General features: G+C 56.0%; 7 protein-coding genes. 5 read left to right on the forward strand and 2 right to left on the reverse strand.

The window, feature by feature from the left end:
• The first annotated feature begins 21 nt into the window (after positions 1–21).
• From DK871_RS04390 to DK871_RS04410, 5 genes are all read left to right on the forward strand, one after another.
• Positions 22–12543 (forward strand): deaminase domain-containing protein, encoded by a 12522-nt coding sequence (locus tag DK871_RS04390; protein WP_161904101.1) that lies wholly within the window; start codon positions 22–24, stop codon positions 12541–12543.
• On the forward strand, positions 12543–12896 hold the full coding sequence (gene imm2 / locus DK871_RS04395; protein ID WP_120248602.1) for an Imm2 family immunity protein: 354 nt from the start codon (positions 12543–12545) through the stop codon (positions 12894–12896). Before DK871_RS04390 ends, imm2 begins: the two co-directional genes overlap by 1 nt.
• Positions 12897–13308: 412 nt before the next feature.
• Positions 13309–13941 carry a hypothetical protein gene (locus DK871_RS04400; protein WP_161904102.1) on the forward strand — a complete coding sequence of 211 codons (633 nt, stop codon included), beginning with the start codon at positions 13309–13311 and terminating at the stop codon, positions 13939–13941.
• Positions 13938–14525, forward strand: coding sequence for a hypothetical protein (locus tag DK871_RS04405; RefSeq protein WP_161904103.1), 588 nt, complete (start codon positions 13938–13940; stop codon positions 14523–14525). Before DK871_RS04400 ends, DK871_RS04405 begins: the two co-directional genes overlap by 4 nt.
• A gap of 68 nt (positions 14526–14593) precedes the next feature.
• Positions 14594–17197, forward strand: a complete 2604-nt coding sequence (locus tag DK871_RS04410; RefSeq protein ID WP_161904104.1) for an autotransporter outer membrane beta-barrel domain-containing protein — start codon at positions 14594–14596, stop codon at positions 17195–17197.
• A 530-nt stretch (positions 17198–17727) separates the two neighbouring features.
• On the opposite strand, the gene DK871_RS04415 is transcribed toward DK871_RS04410, so the two are convergent.
• Together DK871_RS04415 and DK871_RS04420 are read right to left on the reverse strand one after the other, a co-directional pair.
• Positions 17728–18531 carry a hypothetical protein gene (locus tag DK871_RS04415; RefSeq protein ID WP_161904105.1) on the reverse strand — a complete coding sequence of 268 codons (804 nt, stop codon included), beginning with the start codon at positions 18529–18531 and terminating at the stop codon, positions 17728–17730.
• Positions 18532–18824: 293 nt separating this feature from the next.
• Positions 18825–20717, reverse strand: coding sequence for a DEAD/DEAH box helicase (locus tag DK871_RS04420; protein WP_256677371.1), 1893 nt, complete (start codon positions 20715–20717; stop codon positions 18825–18827).
• Between the last annotated feature and the right edge of the window lie 69 nt (positions 20718–20786).

The following is a 20786-nucleotide window of genomic DNA, read 5'->3' on the forward strand; positions in this document are numbered from 1 at the left end:
CAGTTGCAACGAGAACTTGAAATGGATGTTCGCCACTTTGCCTTTCAGGCCCGCCAGCCTTCCGCCGAGCTGAAAAGCCGTGACGCGTTCCTCGGCCTGCCCAAACGCGGCGTGGCGCTGATCCTGGCCAACGCACTGTTTTGGCAGCCGCTGCTGGCCCAGGCCGAAGGCATCGTGGTCAGCGCGCCCGGCACTACCGTGGGTGTGGCGGGCAATGGCGTACCCGTGGTGAACATCGCCACTCCCAATGGCAGTGGGCTGTCCCACAACCAATTCAAGGACTACAACGTCGGCACCAACGGCGTGATCCTCAACAACACCACCGAACGCACTCAATCCACGCAACTGGGCGGCCTCATTCTTGGCAACCCGAACCTGCAGGGCCGCGCCGCCAATATCATCCTCAACGAAGTCAACGGCGGCAGCCCCAGCCAACTGCGCGGCTACACCGAAGTGGCGGGGCAGTCGGCCAGGGTCATCGTTGCCAACCCCTACGGCATCAGTTGCAACGGCTGCGGCTTCATCAACACTCCCAACGTTACCCTGACCACTGGCAAACCCATCCTCGATAACGGCCGTCTGGACCGCTACCAGGTCGATGGCGGTGCGGTGACCGTCGACGGCCAGGGCCTGGATGCCGGCAACGTTGACCACTTCGAAATCATCACCCGCTCGGCCAAGATCAATGCGCAGATCAATGCGCGCAATTTGAGTGTGGTTGCTGGGCGTAATGATGTTAATGCGCAGACCTTGAGTGCAACCGCACGGGCCAATGACGGCAGTGCCAAGCCGGAGCTGGCGATTGACTCGACGGCGTTGGGTGGGATGTATGCCGGAGCGATCAAACTGGTCGGGACCGAGGCCGGGGTTGGGGTGAAGCTCGACGGGGCGTTGATGGCCAGTGCGGGGGATATTCAGCTCGATGCCAAGGGTCAGTTGAAGATGGCGCAAGCCAAAACCGAAAATGGCGCGATCAACATCAAGGCTGCCAGCGTGCAGACGCAGGGGCATTTACATTCTGGCACGACACTGGATGTGCAAAGCGTCGGTGACTTGAACAATCAAGACAAACTCAGTGCTCGCGACCGCATCACGCTGTCCAGCGGCGGCCAACTGACCAACAGCGGTATTATCGAGTCCGGCGTTAATCCGGACCTCATTCGCAACGCCATCGGTGATCTGAGCCTGAGCGCACAAGTCGTCAACAACAGCAACGGCGGCAGCGTGGTCGCCAGCCGTAACCTGACCGTCACCGCCACACAAACCCTGAACAATCAGGGCGGAACCTTGAGCGCCAAACAGGCCGCCAATGTCAGCGCCGGCACTCTGGACAACCAGAACAAGGGCCGAGTGTTGAGCACGGGCAGACTTGAGCTGAACGCCAGCCAATTGCTCAACGCCCAAGGTGGGCTGGTCAACAGTAACGGGCCGCTGATCGCCACTGTCGGCCAGTTGCGCAACCGCAGTGGCGAGGTGTCCAGCCTGGGCGCCGCTACGCTGAATATCGCCACGCTGGACAACGTCGCAGGCTTAGTGACCGCCAATCAGGGCCTGCGCATCACTGCTAGCGGCGACATCAATAACCAGAGCGGCAAACTCACCAGCCTGGATACATTGCACCTCACCGCAAAGGCCGTGGATAACAGTGCCGCAGGGCGCATTACCAGTAATCAGGCCCTGACTGCTAACGTTGCTGGCCTGAACAACAATACCGGACACTTGACCAGTACCACATCGCTGACCCTGGACGTAAACAAGGGCCAGTTGAACAACCAGACAGGTTTGGTTCGTGGCCCGACCTTGGTCTTGAACAACCTGGCCGACGTCGATAATCAGGGCGGTGAAATTTCCAGCACTCAGGGCTTCTCCGTCACCGCAAAGAATGTGAACAACAGCGACGGCAAACTGCTCAGTGAGCAGGGTTTGATCCTGCGGCTGGATGGGGCGTTGACTAACACAACAGGCGAAGTGGCCAGCGCCCATGCCACTGAACTGCATGCAGCCAGCTTGGATAACAAAGGTGGCAAGGTCACGGGCGATACTGGGTTGACGGTCGATGTAAGCGGTGCGCTGAACAACCGCCAAGGCGTGCTCCGTAGCGGTCAAGCGGCATCGATCAGCGCCGCCAGTCTGGATAACAGCCACACCGGCAAAGTGATCAGTGACACCAGCCTTACCACGCGTATCGCGGGCCTGCTGGATAACCAGAGCAGCGGCTTGCTTAGCGTCAAAGCCAAGATGGATGTGCAGGCGGGCAGCCTCGATAACCGGGGCGGTAGCTTGAGCGGCGAAGACTTGCTGACCCTGACCACCGCCAGCCTGGACAACCGAGGCGGCAATGTCAGCGCTGACAAGGACATGCAACTCAACGTCGCCAGCTTGAACAACCAGAGCAAAGGCCTGCTGGTCGGGCAGGCGGCGGTCCGTTACCAGGGCACGACCCTGAATAATCAGGGCGGCTTGCTCAGCGCCGCCGGGCCGGTGCGCCTGGACGCGACGACAGTAGAAAACGCCGGAGGGCGTATCTCCAGCAAAGGCGATCTGATCGCCAATGTCACCCATTTCAATCAGCAAAAGGGCGAGCTGGTTGCGTCAGGCACCATGATGCTGAGTGGCAGCACACTGGATAACAGTAACGGTGGCACGATAGGTGCGACAAAAGCGCTGACGCTGACCGTCGATGACATCAATAACCAGGCCGGGGCAATCTCCAGCGCCATAGACGTCAACCTGGCGGGCACTTACCTGAATAACAGCCGTAAGGGCAAGCTGCTGGCTGGCACTGACTTGGGCCTCAAGGTGGCGAAAGTCATCAACCAGAGCGAAGGCCTGTTGTTCGGTAACGGCAAGGTGACCCTGCAAGGTAAGAGTCTGGACAACAGTGGCGGTAAGGTATCCGGTGTACAAGGTCTGACCCTGACCCATAGCGGTGACGTGGATAACACCAGTGGTTGGCTCACCAGCGAAAGCGGCATCACCGCCACAACCGGCGGACTAAATAATACGTCAGGCAAAGTATCGAGTACCGGAGCTGTTGCACTGAGCGCCACGGGTGCGCTGACTAATCACAATGGGGCAGTGACCACCGATAAAGGGTTGACCCTCAACAGTGCCAGTCTGGAGAACCGCAGCGGCACACTCAGCGCCAAGGGCGCGGTCAAAGTGACCACCGGCGCTTTCAACAATACCGAGGCCGGTAGCCTGATCAGCAAGGACACGCTGACTCTGACCGCTGGCCAGGTCAGCAACGGTGCGAATAGCCGCATCGTCAGCGACAACGCACTGACCGCCAGTGTCACCGGTTTTGACCAGCAGGGCGGGAAGCTTACCAGTGTGACGTCACTGAGCCTGGACCTGAACAACGGCCAACTGAATAACCTGCAAGGCATGATCAATGCTCCTTTGTTGGTGCTGAAAAACCTCAACGGGGTTAACAACCAGAACGGCGAGATTTCCAGTACCCAGGCGTTCACCCTGGCCAGCAAAAGCCTGGACAACAGCAACGGCAAGCTCATCAGCAACCAGGCATTGACCCTGCGCATCGACCAGGCCATTAGCAACATCAAAGGCAAAATTTCCGCTGCGGCGTTGCAGATTAATGGCGCCAGCCTGGATAACAGTGAAGGCATGATGAGTAGCCGGGGCCAGTTGACGATCACCGTCGATGGAGTACTCAAGAACCAAGAGGGCACGATAGTAAGCGACGCGGGCATGAAGCTGACGGCGGCCAGCCTGGAGAACAATGACGGGGAGATTTCCAGCAAAGGCGACCTCACCGCAGACATCACCAATATCACCAACCAGAACGGTAAGTTGATCGCACAAGGCGCGTTATCCCTTGACGGCCAGACGCTGGATAACCAACGAAAAGGCTACGTGAGCGCCACCCAAAAGACCGACGTCAAAATGACCAAGGTGGACAACCGGGGCGGCGAGATCTCCAGCAAGGCCGCTGTTCAGATAACCGGTCAAGGTTTGGATAACAGTGACGGCGGCATGGTGCTCGCCGCGACCGACTTGACGCTGAACGTCGATGACGTACTCAACCGTAACAAGGGCCAACTCAGCGGCCAGAATGGTGTGACCCTGGAAGGCGCCACGCTGGACAACAGTGGCGGTAGTCTTACCAGCCAAACAGACCTTGGCCTTGAACTCAGCGGCGAGCTGAATAACAACCAAGGGCGGTTGAGCAGTGAAGGTCTGTTGACCGTCGAGGCTGGGAGCCTGAACAACCGCAAAGGCAAGCTGTCCGGTGCTGGGGCATTGGACGTCACCGCCCACGGCGCCGTCGATAACCAGGGCGGTGAGATGGTCACCGACGCAGGCCTGACCCTGAACAGCACCAGCCTGGACAACAGCCAGAAAGGTACGTTGAGCAGCAAAAGTGCGTTGGTCATCACCACCGGCGCATTCGACAACAGCCACTCCGGCAACGTCAGCACCCGCGACACGCTGAATATCACCGCAGGGCAATTGACCAACCACGACGGTGGCCGCCTGACCAGCGAAAAAGCGCTGACTGCCAATGTCACCGGCCTGGATCAACAAGGCGGGAAGCTGTTCAGCAACACGTCTGTCGCACTGGACCTGAAAAACGGTCAGTTGAATAACCAGGGCGGCCTGATCAACGGCCCACTGTTGATGTTGAAAAACCTCAAGGGCGTGAACAACCAGGGCGGTGAAATCTCCAGTGCCCAAGCCTTCACACTGACCGCCGACAGCCTGGATAACAGCAGCGGTAAATTGCTCAGCTACCAGGCCCTGACCCTGCGCATCACCCAGGCCCTGAATAACCTTAAAGGCCTGATTGCCGCCCAGTCCGTCGACGGCCGCGCCGCCACCCTGGACAACAGCGGTGGCACCCTGACCAGCCGTGGCGACACGTTGCTTAATGTCGACGGCCAGCTCACCAACCAGGATAAGGGGTTGATCAACGCGGCTAATGCTCTAACCCTCAACAGCGCAGGTGTGAATAACCAGGGCGGTTCTGTGTTGGGCAAGTCGATAGCCATCGACCTGGGCGGCGGTGACCTGAACAACACCAAGGGCCTGATCACCACCGAAGGTCAACTGACCATCAAACGCCTGCGCGACCTGAGCAACCAGAGTGGTGAGATTTCCACCGCGCAAAGCCTTACCCTCAATGGCGGCACGCTGGATAACAGCGCAGGCAAACTGATCAGCAACACTGTGCTCACTCTGGACGGCACCAAGCTGACCAACCAAGGTGGCCTGATTTCGGGTTGGCAAGGTGTCAGTATCAATGGCGTGGACTTGGACAACCGCAACCAAGGCACCGTCTCCAGCCGTTTTGGCAACGTCGATGTAACGCTGAGCAACAGCCTGCTCAACAGCGGCGCCGGTGCGCTGGTCAGCCAAAAAGCGCTGACCGTCAAAGCTGCCAGCCTCGACAACAGCGACAAAGGCATCCTTTCCAGTGCGGGCGGGCAAACCCTGACCGTCACCGGGGTGCTCAACAATACCCAAGGTGGATTGATCGACAGCGGCGCGGCCCTCGATCTGAACGTGCATACACTCAACAACGCAGGCGGCACGGTCAATGCGCAACAGGCCCTCAGCCTTATCGGCACCAGCCTCGACAACAGCGCTGGCAACCTGATCGGCAACGGCAGCGTAACCCTCGACCTGCTCGGCGCCCTGACCAACACTGACGGCAAACTTGCCAGCGCCGGTGCGCTGCTGCTCAAACGCGCCACTGAGGTCAACAACCAGGGCGGCCAACTGGTCAGCCAAAGCTTGTTGACCCTGTTCGCGGGCAGCCTGGACAACCGTAAGCGCGGCACCGTCGCGTCCAACGGCACGCTGCTGGCCACCACCACCGGCACCATCCAAAACGACGGCGACGGGTTGATCTACAGCCAGAACGCCGACCTGAAACTCAAGGCCGCCAGCCTCGACAATGCCAAGGGTTCGATCCAAAGCCAGACCGCCCTGAACCTCGACATCAGCGGAGCCCTCGACAACCAAAGCGGCAAAGTCATCGCGCAAAACGGCGCTGTCGACATCAAGGCCACATCCATCGACAACCGTGGCGGCACCCTGGCCAGCCTCAAGGGCACTCTGCAAGCCAAGGCGCTGGGTGGCTTGCTGCGCAACGACTTCGACCTGAGCAACAACCGTCAGGCCGGCATCATCCAGGCCCAAAGCCTGATCCTCACCAGTGCCAGCCTCAACAACAACGGCGGCCGCATCGCCGCGCAAACCGGCGACACCGACGTCACCACCGGCGCCTTCGACAACCGCGATGGCGGGCTGTACGCCAAAGGGACGGTCAAGGTCATCGGCAGCAGTTTTGATAACAGCGGTGATGTACGCGGCCAGGTGGCAGGCGGGCAGGTTGACCTCAAACTCAGTGGCGGGGCGCTGAACAACCAGAAAGGCATTATTGAAAGTGACACCACGCTGAAGGTCGAGGCGGATAGCGTGGATAACCAGGGCGGGCAACTGCGGGCTTTGGGCAAGAGCGGTAAGACCGATTTTCAAATTGGGAGTGTGTTTGATAACCGCAACGGCAGACTGGAAACTGCCAACACGGACCTGACGCTCAACGGCACTCTTCAGAATACTGGCGGCAGCGTACTGCACGTTGGTACTGGCACATTCGACATTAGCATGGCCAACCTGACTGGTGCTGGGGGTAACCTCATCACCCGTGGGGGCTTGACGTTGACCGCTGACGAGTGGACCAACAGCAGTGTGATCCAGGCGGGGCGGTTGACCGTTAACGTCAAGACTCTTAACCAAACGGCAGAAGGGCAGTTGCTGGCTTCCGATAGTTTGGTGGGCAAAGGTATCAACTGGTCCAACGAGGGGTTGATTGCCAGCGATGGTAGCCTCAGCGTGACGTTGGACGGGACCTATAGCGGCGGTGGCCGAACCACCAGCCAGGGCATTTTTGGGTTAAGTGCGGCGCAGGTAAATCTGGCCAGTACCGGGCGCTTGGCAGGTGGTGGTATTACGTCGATTGATGTGGGGCAGCTCACCAACTACGGGCGGGTGACGTCCAATGAGGTAATGACCGTCAAGGTCAATACCTTGAGCAACTTCGGCACCCTGGGCGCCGCTCAGAACTTGACGATCAAGGCGTCGACGCTTGGCAATGAAGGTGGATTGATATTCAGCGGCCGTGATATGGATCTGCTGGTTAACGACTTCACCAACCAAAAAAAAGGCGCTGTGTATAGCTTCGGTGATTTGGACATTGCCGGGGTAAGCGGTGGGCGCGCGAATGAAGTTAATAATCTAGCGTCATCGATTAACGTTGATGGTGACTTCTCATTGTCTGCCAACAGTTTTAACAACAAAACTGACGGGATCTTGGGGGCAGAAAAATTTTTGTCGGGTGATATCCGATTCAGACTTTCTGGCACCTTTTACGTCGATGAGCGTTATGAGTCCCAATCGTCGATCACGGGAGAGCGAGCTACGGTTTCTGTGGCGGGGAGCTTGGGGGCAAATGTAGGACGATTTACAAATACGGCTTCGCTCATTTCTGCAGGCAAAAATATTACGCTAAACGTTGATACCTTCGAAAACTTAGCGTTGCAGTCGGGTAGTTTTACACGGTCCCGTGTATTTGACGGCGTTCGCAACATTGACCACTTGGTAAGCGAGCGAGGCGAGGGGCCGCTGGAGACGTATGCAAGAAGAAACTCTCGTAACTTATATTCCTACGGTGGAATGCGCCACGAGATCGACAAAGGCGGTACAAAGTTTGAGCTGAATGATTTTGATAGACAGGCGACCACTCGCCCCAATTCGCAGTTTGGGATTGGTGCCGAAGTCGCCGTGCCTGCACAGATACTCGCGGGCAGCCTGAAAAGTGACGTTAAAGTCTTCACGGATGGCGGTGGCAGCGTGCCGTCGATCATTCAGGCGGGGCAAACGATCGATATAAACGCCAAAACCACTATCAATAACAGCAGCCTGCAAGCCCATACGGAGTTTGTGGGCACGGCCAAAGGGGTTGTCGATACACAGGTGGGCAATGCCACCAGCGCGACTGTTATTTACTTAAATGCTCAATTGCCTGCTGACTTGGCGCAACAACAAGTAAATCCGCTGGCTCTGCCTGGGTTCAGCTTGCCAGAAGGTCAAAACGGACTGTTCCGCCTGAGTGGGCAAGGTGCATCCCAAGCCAGCTCGAATGCACCGCAGAGTTGGGTGATGGGGGCTTCAGAAATTAGTGTTGAGCAACGCGAAAAAGACTTACCTCTCAGCAAAGGCGCCGATATTAGTGCTCTGAGCGCCTCCCGGTTGTTGGCGGCCACTACTGGCTTGAACACCGCTGCGCAGCCGGTGGAGAGTGTGGCCGGTGAAGTCAGCATTATCCAGATAGATGCTCCCGCCTCCGGTGCAGTAGACCCTGAGATTCCTAATCGTAATCCGGGGAATATCGGAAGTACTTTGACACCAGTTGCGGCGCTTGCCAGTGCGGCTGATAGTCAGGCCGTCAATCGTGTTCAAACCCTTCCGGACAGCCAGTTCCGTAGTCATCCAAATAAATACCTGATTGAAACCAACCCGGCTCTGACTGACCTCAAACAGTTCATGAGTTCGGACTACTTGCTGTCCAAACTGGGCTACAACCCCGATGACAGTTGGAAGCGTCTGGGTGATGGTTTTTATGAACAAAAACTTATCCAGCAAGCCGTGGTAGCACGCACGGGTCAACACTTCCTCGCCGGCATGAACACCGACGAAAAGCTGTTCAAGTACCTGATGGACAACGCCATCCAGAGCAAGCAACAGCTGAATCTGGCGGTCGGTGTCAGCTTGAGTGCTGCGCAGGTAGCGGCCCTGACCCATGACATTGTCTGGCTTGAAAAAAATGAAGTAAACGGCGAGCAGGTCCTGGTACCGGTGCTGTACCTGGCTCAAGCCAACAACCGTCTTGGCCCCAACGGCGCATTGATTGCAGCGAACGACATCAACCTGATTGCTGGGGAAAACCTGACAAGCGGCGGCACGTTGCGTGCCAGCCGGAATTTGTCGGCTGCTGCGGGACAAAACTTGGTCAATAGCGGCCTTATCGAAGCAGGCGGGCGTATCGACCTGCTCGCGGGTAACAACCTGGTAAACAAAGGCGGGGGCATCATTTCCGGGCGTGACGTCAAGATGACGGCGATCAACGGCGACGTGATCAACGAGCGCACGGTCAACCAGTATCAGACGATCTACAACGGCGTTAACCAGTTGAATGGTGTTGTAGATAGCGCAGCGCGAATTGAGGCGGCTAACAACCTGAGTATGGGAGCCGGACGCGATGTCAGCTCCGTGGGCGGCGTGATCAGAAGTGGCGCTGACACCGTTATTCGCGGTGGTCGTGACGTCAATGTGGCCTCTGCTCAGCAGGTTGATAGCTTTAATCCGGGCAGCAGAAACAGCAGTCAAACCATCACTCAATATGGCTCCACCCTTGAGGTCGGGCGCGACCTCAGCGTAGTCGCGGCCCGTGATATCAACGCCATCGCCAGCCAGATCGATGCCAAGCGCGACGTGGCCATGGCAGCTACCGAGAATTTGCTGCTGTCCTCGGCGGCTGACGAACAGCACTCCTACAGTAAGAAAAAGAAAGTCACCCGCCAGGAAGACCATGTCAGCCAGGTGTCCACCACTGTTACCGCTGGCGGTGATGTGAGCCTCAGTGCAGGCAAAGATATGGCGCTGATTTCCAGTCGGATCACGGCGGGCGATGAGGCGTATTTGGTCGCGGGCGGCAATCTCGACCTTTTGGCCGCGCAGGACAGCGATTATTCGCTCTACGACCGAAAGAAAAAAAGTGGTTTGGGAGGCAAGCAAACCAAGCGTGATGAAGTGACCGATGTGAAGAATATCGCCAGCGAAATCAAAACCGGTGGCGACCTTACGCTTGAGAGTGGCGGGGATCAGAAGTACCAAGTGGCGAAGCTGGAAAGTGGCAAGGACTTGAGCATTGCCAGTGGTGGAGAAATCAGCTTCGAGGGCGTCAAGGATCTCCATCAGGAGAGTCATGAGAAAAGTAAAAGCAGCTTGGTCTGGAACAGTTCCAAGGGTAAGGGCAATACCGATGAGACGCTGCGCCAAACGCAACTGGTTGCCCAAGGCAATCTTGCGATCAAAGCCGTCGACGGCCTGAAAATCGACATCAAACAGATCGACCAGCAAACCGTTAGCCAAACCATTGATGTCATGGTCAAGGCCGATCCGCAATTGGCGTGGTTGAAAGAAGCCGAGAAACGTGGGGATGTGGATTGGCGGCAAGTGCGAGAAGTGCATGAGTCGTTCAAGTACAGCAACTCCAGCCTCGGTCAAGGTGCCATGCTGGCGATCATCATCGTGGTGACGGTACTGACAGCAGGGGCCGCGAGTTCCGGAGTTGGCACCCTTGCAGGCGCGACTGCAGGATCGGGCTCAGCCATGGCCGCCGGTACTGCTGCTACAGCCGCAACGGCGGCTACAGCGACCACAGCTGCGACTGCGGCAACCTCTGCGGTGGCGGCCGGTTGGGGCAACGTCATGGCTTCGGCGGTGCTCACCTCGGTGGCGAGCAACAGCGCCGTCAGCTTTATCAACAACGGCGGCAATATTGGCGCGACGTTCAAGGACATTACTTCCAGCGATAACCTGCGCAGCTATGCCACGGGCGCGTTGACCGCAGGTTTCACGGCAAGTGTCCTGGACCCGGCATTTGGTGTGACCGGTGATAACGTCAACAAGGTCACGAAAGGCTTTAATCTCAGCTCCGCATCGGATGTCGGCAAGTTTGCGGCTTATTCAGGCGCTCAGGGCGCAGCACAAGCGGGCTTTGGTACCGCGCTACAAGGTGGCAGCCTTGGTGACAACCTCAAACAATCGCTAGTCTCCCAGGCGCAAGGTGTTCTGCGCGGGGTTGCCTTCAATGCGGTCGGTGACTTTGCGGATCATAAAGAATGGGATAAAGCGAGCGTTGAGAAAACGACGCTGCACGCGCTGGTTGGTGGCTTGCTCAGTGAGGCGGCAGGCGAAGGGTTTGTTACGGGGGCGATGGCCGCGGGGGCAAACGAGGCATTGAGCGAACGCCTAAGCACGCTGGTGAAGGGTGACAAACAGCTGGAGCTGGCTGCGTCGCAGTTGGTGGGACTTACGGCAGCAGCGATAGTTGGCGGCGATCTGCAAACCGGGATCGATATCGCCAAAGACGCCACGGCGTATAACCGTCAACTGCATCCTGAAGAGAAGCGTCTGCTAAAGGAAAAAGCGGCTCAACTCACTCGTGAGCGACAGCAGCCAACGCTGTCGGGATTCAGTTGGGAAGAGCTTCTGACACTGGCCAGCGACAGCCAACTGGATAACGCGACGGCACAAAAATATGAGGCTTTGCGTGCCCAGTTGAATCAAGGCACTCAGCAGGGAAATCCGCTGGTTGGAAAGTTCTCCCACGATATGGCTGTAGCCCAAGCCGTTGTAACCCAAATGAGCGCCCAGGGCACCCCGCTGCGATGGAAAGACGGCTCGGTTGTGACTGCGTATGGCAAACCGGTAATAGCTTTCCAGGCTACCGCCCAGCAAAAGGCCGACAGCGGATTATTTGCCGCTAACGGTGCCGGGTCTTATGGGCCGACAGGCGGAACGCTTCAGGCCGATGCCAATCGTTTTGGTGTTAATGCCGCAGTAAATCGGCATCCAGAAATCAGTGTGTTTGATGGATCAAGTGATGCATCGGATAGCACTCGCGAGCGTGTTAAGGATGCGACTGTCGGAGGGCTGAAGGACGTTACTTTACTCGACGTCATGCCGATTGGGCGGGTTGCTGTGTTGGGTCGCAAGGTCGCGGTTACTGTTGAGGCTGAGCTCGCCGAACAAGCGGGTGGTGCGGTATTGCGTGGTAGTGCGACTTACGTCGAGAGCAAGGTTGTTCAGGCCAATACCACGGTGCAATTGAGTGAGACGGTGACATTAGCCAATGGCAATATTTTGCCGAAGGGGAGTGTCGTTACCGTTTCTGATGATGCTATGAAGGTTGTTTACCCGGATGGGGTAAGTGAAGTAGGCTCTTATAGCAAGGCGTTTTCTCGACCGCTGTTGCTTCCTGGTGCCAAAGCGACTGCGACCGTGATTGACACTGCTCCGATGGCCCAACGGGTCATGGACGTTCGAGCTGGATTGCCGTCTGGGTTACGGCGAAGTGGTAACGTAGCTGTCGCGGAAATAGATATACCGGGAATACCTAAACAGATGGCCGCACACAGCCAAGTTTCTGATGCCGGTAAGGGGCTTGTCGGCTCCGGAAATGGGAATTTTGTCGCTCAATCTGTACCCAATAAGGCAGGAGACTTGGTTTATCGGGGAATCGATACGGAGTATAAAATTCTAGATAATATCGCTGACCAGTTGGGGGGAAATACCTCCGCCAGAGGAACAGTAAATATCCTTACGGAGAAAGCGGCTTGTGCCAGCTGTCTGAATGTGGCTGAGCAGTTCAAGGCGAAGTACCCCAATATTACCGTTAATATTCTTGACAATCAGGGGGCTATGTTACGCCCTCCGAGGAAGACGCCGTAATGGAAGATAGAGTGACTTATGGTGAAATGCGGGCTTGGTTTCTAGGTAGCTATTATAGCTATTGCAAAGTCAAGCTCAGTCACCAAAGCTCATGGGCTGAAGGTGAAAGTGAAGTGGGTTATGCCTATGGCGAGCTTGAAAATGCATTTGAATTGCCTATCGAAAAGTTAATGCTGGAAGTTATAGCTCTTATTCTTTCGGCAGGACGATCTCCGAGAAAAGTCCAAAAATATCATTTGGATGCCATCTCTAAATTGTTAGAGGAGATTGAACTCTCCTCTATTTTGGAAGAGCTGCCTTCTGATGAGATGGCAGAGCTTAAAGATGACCTTAGGTTATTAGGTGTGTGTTAATAGGCTAAGGTAGTTGTAGTCCGAAATGTTTGTTGGTGCAAAAGCCGCAGGTGAAGCTGCAATACCTGTGCCTGGTCGAGTGCAATCTCGTATAAATATTGCCAATGGATGCATGGAAACTACCTCGCTCCGTGATACCGGAAAACCTGTATATGCGGGCTTTGATCACGTTGTGAAAGGTCATTTCGACGTAGAAGTCTCCAATTCCTGCTCTGTGTTTACTATTCGGGGAAAAAGGGGATAGATTTGAATGGCACTTACTTAACGCCCGCAATTATCAGTTTTTTAAAATCGGCCCCTTCCGTTTATAAAATCTGCATATACAGAGTGTATGGCATCCCCCAGGGCGCCTCTTATTCCGCTTTCCCAAAAGTTTCACACAACAAATCAAAACACCCAATAAGGACATTCCGTGCTCCAAACCCTCCTCAAAACCGCCGCACTCCTCACGGCATTGTCCCTGACCGGCTGCGTCTCCTACACCGTCACCGGTCCTTTGAGCGCTCCTCCCCATCCCGCGAAAGTCAGCAGCCCCCGAGCCGCGCAAATCGCCGACGTTTCCGTCGCAATCCCAGACACTGACGACGCCACCCGCACCGCCATCAGCCGTTCACTCACCCTTCAGCTCAACCAATACGTCAAAGCCGGTGGCTATTTCAAGGATGTCACCGAGTACCCCGTGCGCCTGGGCGAGAACGATGTGGTGCTCAAGTTCAACATGACATCGCTCAAGGGCCATCGCGCGCCGCACCCTGCTTACATCCCGGGGGCTTTATTGACCCTGACGATCTGGATTTGGGTAAACGGGCCCATCTACGTCGACAGTTTCGATATGGCCGGTGATCTGTCGATCGTTGACCGTAACGGCAAAGAACTGGCTGCCGCCAAGGAGCAGATCAAGTTTGAGCACAACGTGGGGCTTTACGGGCGGGAGTATTGGTCGCCGGTGATGGGGGTCAAGAAGTTGAATGAGCTGGTTTCAACCCTGCTCGATAACGCCACGGCGAAGTTGGCACAACCACAACTTAAGGAAGAACAAAAATGATCGGTTCAATCAAGCACTGTGTGGTGCTCGCTGCGGTTCTGTTGTCTGGCTGCGTGACGTATTCGCAAAACGAGTTGCCTCCCGTGCAGGCGTGGCCACCCACGGCCAATGTGCCGCAGCAAAAGCCGAAGGTGTTCGTGCGCACCACGGTCATGAATCAGGTCAACGGTGGGCCGGCCAATACGGCTGCGGGGGCTGCGGCAGCGGTTGGGGAAGCGACGGTTGCCGAGGGCTTTCGTGAGTCGGGGCGTTTTGCGTGGGTGAGTACGGATAAGGCCGAGGCGGATCTCTATGTTGAGGCCACCTTGTACAACAACGAACAGTTCAGCATGGCGTCGGCCATCATCACCGGGGTGACGTTTTTCATTATCCCTTCTACCGCGAAGAACACCTTCACCCTGGAGACCGTATTCAAGGACAAGGACGGCAAGGAGCTGGGCCGTGTGCGCAAGAGCGAGTCGCTGCGTACCTGGATGCAATTGCTGTTGATCGTTGCCGTGCCTTTCCGTCAGGACACCCACGAGGTGGTGCAAGCCCTCACCCGCAGCACGTTGGATGAGGCGGTGCAGCGGCGCTTGTTGTAGTCATTGGTTTTATATCTGTAATCGCCAGGGTTTATGGCGATGCCTTCTGTCGTACATGGAGTTTTCAAATGAAGCGAAATCCGCTCAAGCAAAAACTGTTGGCCGTAGTGGTCGGTGCAATCAGCAGCCAGGCACTGGCCGTTGAAGTGGATCTGAGTCAAGGCAAGACCTCGTGGAAGGGTGAGACGTTTAACGAGTCGCTGACCTTCACCGGGAGGCTGACTGAAGCGACCAATCAAACACCCACCCCCGACTCTGGCACTACTGCGTTGATGGGGGTCAGTGTCTCCAATACCAGCATTCAAGGTTCGCTGATCAATCGTGCTGATATTGTGATGACCTCGGACGGGCGTTCCATTCGGGCGTTTGCCGTGGACCCATTCGGTTTTGCAAATGACGGCTCAACCCCCAGTACGATTACGGGCGATCTGATTCAGGCCGGCAACATCACCATGAACAATGGCGGTTACGAAGGTTTTGAGATTGGTGATGCCGTGATTGGTGGCAGCGTCATCAACTCCGGCACCATTAAAACAACTCCCGTTGTATCGGGCACTTCTGCTTTTGGTGGCACGGTTGGCGGCGAGGGTATGTTCCTGCATAACACCCAAGTGGCAGGCGACGTTGCTAACACGGGCGTGATCGAGGTGGTCGGCGATGAAGTAGTGGCGCTGGCAGTGGATGGCCCGAGTGATTTCCCGATCAATATCGGCGGCAAAATCATCAACTCCGGGACTATCAATGCAACGGGCCCGCGCGCCTGGGGCATAGAAGTTGAAACCACCACGAGCCCACTGCGCATCGAAAACAGTGGCCTGCTGTCTGTGAACGGCGCAGATGCTTCCGGTATTGTTTTTTATGCCGGCACCGTCGACTCCATCCTCAACACCGGCACCCTCGAAGCCAAAGGTACAAACGCCAAAGCCTTTGACTTAAAAGGCGCCACCTTCATACAAAACACCCCCACCGGCTCCCGCGGCATCATCAACCGCGGCACGATCGTCGCCGATGGCACGGCCATCTCTGTCGACGCAGCCGAGCAAACCTCCACCTTCGAAATCAACCAACAAGCCGGTGAAATCCGCAGCAACTCCGGCATCGCCATCGACGCAGCCAACCGCGCCACCCTCAACTGGTCCGGCGGCAAAATCGTCGGCGACGTACTCAACGTCAGCGCGATGAACATCGCCGGCCAGGCTGACTTTTCCGGCAGCCGCATTATCGCGCCGGTGTCGATCAACTCGGGCTCTCTGAACCTGTCGGCCCCTGGCACGGTGCTCACCGGTGACCTCAATGTCGCCAGCGGTGCAGGCATTGATATGCGCCTGGCCAACAGCGTAGTGCCAACCACGCCATACCTGACGGTTAACGGTGCGGCGAATTTCGCCCAGGCATCGAAAGTGACCTTGAGCGCCACCCCTGGCGATTTCACCGCCGTGCCAAGCGGCACCGAATACACCTTGCTGCAAGCCAGCAGTGTGCAGAACAACGGCCTGTCGGTCGCCAGCACTTCGTCGTTGCTGGACGTGCTGAGTTACTCGGCCGATGCACAGACGGTCAAGGCCGTGGTGGGGTTGAAGAGCAATCAGCAAGTGCAAGAGGAGCTGACCGGCGCGGGCGCCACTGACCCGGTCGTTACTGTGGTCAACGAAGCAAAAAATGACGTGCTCGGGCAGTTGGCAACGGATGATCCGGTGTTCCAGGCCCTGGCCAATGCGGGCACGGCGCAGCAGTTGGCGCAGGTGGGCGAGCAACTCAAACCGGACGTCAACCGTGGTGCGCTGGACGTGGCCTTGTCGGGCCAGACGGTGATCAATGGCGCAATCCTCAATCGCCTCTCGGGCCAGCGTGATAATCGCGAAGCCATGGGTGTGTGGTTGCAAGGCTTGAGCAGCAACCTGGATCAGGATGGCCGCAGCGGCGATAACGGTTATTCGGCCAACAGCAGCGGCATGGCGGTGGGTGTGGATGGTCGGTTGAACGACAGCACCACGGTGGGTGTGGCTTACAGCTATCTCAATTCCAACATCCATTCGGACCTGGGCGCCAAGACCGACGTGCAGGGCAATGCGCTGTCGGTGTACGGCAACTGGTCGCTGCAGAACTGGTTTGTCGATGGCAGCCTGAGCTATGGCCATAACGACAATGACAGCAAGCGTCGTGTGGCGGGTACTACCGCCAAGGGCAGCTACGACAGCAATGTGTTGTCGGCCAGCGTATTGGGCGGCCACCGCTTCAAGCTGTCGGATGCTGCTGTGATTGAACCGCGAGTAGCGGCGCGTTATTCCAACGTGCGCATGGACAGCTTTACCGAGAAGGGCTCTTCAGCGGCGCTGAGCACCGGCTCGCAACGCTATGAAGTGGGCGAGTTGGGTGCGGGTGTGCGCTTGGCTGGCAACTTTCCGTTGGCCACCGGCAGCCTGCAACCGGAAGCGACCTTGATGGCGTACCACGACCTGATGGGTGACCGCGTGGCGCAGACCTCCAGCTTCGTACTGGGTGGCTCGGCGTTTACCGTGACTGGCGCTTCGCTGGCGCGTGACAGCTACGAAGCCAGCCTGGGCTTGAATTATCAGGTATCGGCGTTGACGGTGGGCGCCAGCTATACGCGTCAAGCGCGTAGTGGATTTGATGCCGATGGGGTGATGGTCAAGGCGCGGTACGCATTTTAAGGCCGATTACCGGAACGGGCCTTTAGAGGGCCTGTTTCCCACCGTTTCATTTAAACGAGGTAGCGGGTAAGAAATCTGTAAGCAGTACTCACGACTTCCTTTGATATCAGCCTAGGTGCGTATTTGGAGGCGCGTCCGTGATAGGGCTAAATAAAAAACTCTTTTCTAGTGAAAATGTTTAGTAATCCTACGCGATGTTCTCATTCCATTTCGACTGGCACTGAGGGAGCAGGGCTTTAATTTCGTCTGGTAAGGCTTTCACTGTTCGCGCATTACCCAGTCCGGAAACGATAATCTTGACGTCGACAGCTTTCTTCTCTCCCCCGAAAACAATAACGGGTAGATTTTGTTGGATCTTTGCCTGTTCAACGAACACTACCGCAGCCCTCTGTGAAGGCGTATCAGCGATCACTGCACTGAAAATCGCAGCTATCCCCGCCAAGGGTTAGAGACCGATGCGTTCTTCAATCCAACGTAAATTAAATGCACCCCAAAGCAAGGCTGAAAATATTAAGGCGCTGCGCACCATTTTAGGATTGCTTGCGACGATTCATCCAGGGACTGTACTCAACGGAGACGTGACCTTGAAATAGCCCGTCTTTACTAGGGTTGAAGCCGGGTATTTGCTGAAAGTTTAACTGTTTGCACTGAGTGCTTAGACGTTGTTGTAGGGCGTTATCAATCTTGAACTTTTGCGGACGGTAGGGGCTTCGGTCAAGGTTGACTAGACATTCGCGTACTTGCCCTTCGGCAGTCGCGATAAAGTAGAACGTGGTTACACCGACACTGTCAATATCTTGTCGGCTTATTAAGTTTTCGCGAAAGAAGCGTGTTTGCCTGTACATCTCGATGTTTTTGTTCTGCTGTTCTTTCTGCTTGTCCGACAAGCCCTTCAAGGGCAAAAATATGACGGGGGCAATAATTGTTTGGGTATCGTTCGAATCAATAAATACTTCTGGCCGAACCGTAGGGAATAAAGCGCTCCAGCAAATTTCGGTAACCAATCGACCGATTCGCAGGTCATCCTGGCCATTAGATATGTTTTTTCCGTAGCGACTACTTCGGGCCGAACAGCCCACTACGTTATTTTGAGCGTCGACAGTCATTTGCATATCCACTGCCCCCTGCAACCCATGTGCATTAGCGGCCAAGCTATTACTGTAGAGCACTGTTTGAAACTCGCTAATGAACTTCCGGTCTTCTTGTTGTTGAATGGTTGCCGCGATAGCAGCAGCCTCAGCCGGCGTGTGGCTTTTGCAACCTGAAAGCGAGAGTAGGACAGCGCCAAGCAACATAAGCAATCGAACGCAGGGAAACGATAAATTAAAGGCCATTTAGTCATTCCCCTCGACGTGGCGAGCACGGTAACGCTTAGTCGGGCCTGTTGACCCTGAGTAACATCCAGGCTGATTCAAGGGGACAACATCGCAAAAAACCGGAGTCTCCTCTGTGGGGGGAACGTTTTTTTGCTCTGCTTTAAACCCTGAACACCCACTACAGAACACAGCAACAAGAAAAACGACATGTTTCATTGTAATTATTCCGAGGGGGGCGATGGATTGGTTGAAGTCCGGCAGTTGGGTCGACGCGGTTCGACGTCAACGCATCTGGCGGTAGCCCGTCGACGTCATCGAATGGTTCCCTCTAGATGTTCGCTGACTATGCTGATTGCCTCTTGAATCCGTCGGGTAAAGCTAGAGTGATCACGATGCATCATTACCAAACGATCAATGGCCCTCGTCATGGCCACGTATAACAAGCGTGCTTCATCTGCGTCATCCGAGCCCTTGATAGGCATGTTGTTCAGATCGGGGAGGATAACCATGCCGAACTCCAGGCCTTTGCTGGAGTGCATGGTGACGATTTTGACTGCGTCTGCACCGTCGTAGAGTTTGCTGCGGTCTTGATTTAAGCGCCCGGAAACAAAGGGGATGCCAGCGTCCTTCAGGATTTTTTCAATGTGGGCGGCTTGGGCCAAATATCGGCAGATAACGGCCATGTCTTCCAGTGCACGCCCTTTGCGCTGTTCGTCACGAATGAGCTCGACGATACAGTCCCGTTCCTGCCATGGCGTTGCACAGTGCAGGAGTTCCGGAAGAAGGCCGCGTCTACCGGCGCTTTGTGGTGCGACTATTGGGACGTTGTCTTCCTGAGCTTCACGGGCATTCAACATCTCGAGAGAGAACGCCTGGGCAACAGACAACACTTCCAAAGTATTTCGGTAATTGAGCCTCAAAATGGTCGTACGCCCCGACGCTTGGATGCCGACGCTGGCGAAGCTGAATTCCATGCCACCTTTAGCTGCGTTACCTCGATAGATAGATTGCGCATCATCGTAGAGTACCAACAGGGAGTTGCTGGCAGGGTCAAGTAGATCAACCGCCAATTTGAACCACTCTGGCTGGAAATCATGGCCTTCATCGATCAATATGCCGGCATATTTCGCTTTGGTGATCTGCCCGTTAGCAACGCCCAGAAGCACGTTTCGTTCGAGCAACGTATTAGCGTCCTTGGGACTCAACGTGTTGTCTGGCAGTTCGCCGCCTGAAGCCTTCAGAAGGTCCCAACACCAGCCATGAAAATTACGCACCGACACTTTGTTAGCCAAACCTCGCGCTTCCAGTACCTGCCTTAAACGGCCCGCCAGAGATTTGTTGTAGCAAAGTACCAAAATGGGTTTGTGGCTGGTTTGCGCCAAGTAAACGCAGCGATAGCCCAAAATCATGGTCTTGCCGCTACCCGCCACACCATGGATCACGCGATGGCCTTCGCCCATGGACCGCGCCAACTGCTCCTGTTGTAGGTCCATCACCTTGATCAAGCTCGGCACCGGCGCTTCATGGGCGCTGAACAGACCAAACTGGCCCGGTGAGATGTTTACTCGTACTTCCGGAAACAAGTGGTAGCGCACTCGATCAATTTGTTCATCTGTGAGGTGGCAGGTGAACATCTGCGTAAACATCTTGATCAGGCGCGCCTCAAAGCCCTCGTTCTCTACCGCCTCAGTCATTTCATCTCGGCAGATGACACGCTGTGGAACCAGCACATTGGCAAGCTCAGCACTCTCGAACTGCTTACGGGTGATTTCTGTCAGGACCACGCCCCAGCTGTAGGGCATCACTAAGTTACGCTCGCGAACAGAACCTGCTGGCTGTTGCAATGCCGGATCATTTTCCAGCAGCTTCACGGCCTCCAGGGTGTTGATTCGAGCCTGAGCTAACGGGTTGGCGACAGTTTTCAATTGACCATCGACACGAATCCTGGCGTGCTCAGCGGTCATACTTTCGATGGTCTCAGCCTTCCAGTCCTTGACCTCCAGCACCAGAATCCCTCGTTGCGGATGCATCAGTACAAAGTCTGGTCGCAAACCTTTTGGGCCCACAGGTACATTGAACCAGCACAGCCAATCGTCGGGGAGTTTCTTCTCCAGGCGTTCAGCCAGGCGGCGCTCGCCCGCAGTATCAAATCGGCAGATATTGCGGGAGGGGAAATGTAGAGCCATGTCGTATGCCTCGATCATTGGCGTACTCGATCAATATGATTCAGAGCGACGCAAAATAATTAGTTCGCAGCTTGACTGCGCTCCTCA

It is taken from the genome of Pseudomonas sp. L13, assembly GCF_009935965.1.
In the GTDB taxonomy this organism is placed as follows: Bacteria; Pseudomonadota; Gammaproteobacteria; order Pseudomonadales; family Pseudomonadaceae; genus Aquipseudomonas; species Aquipseudomonas lactis.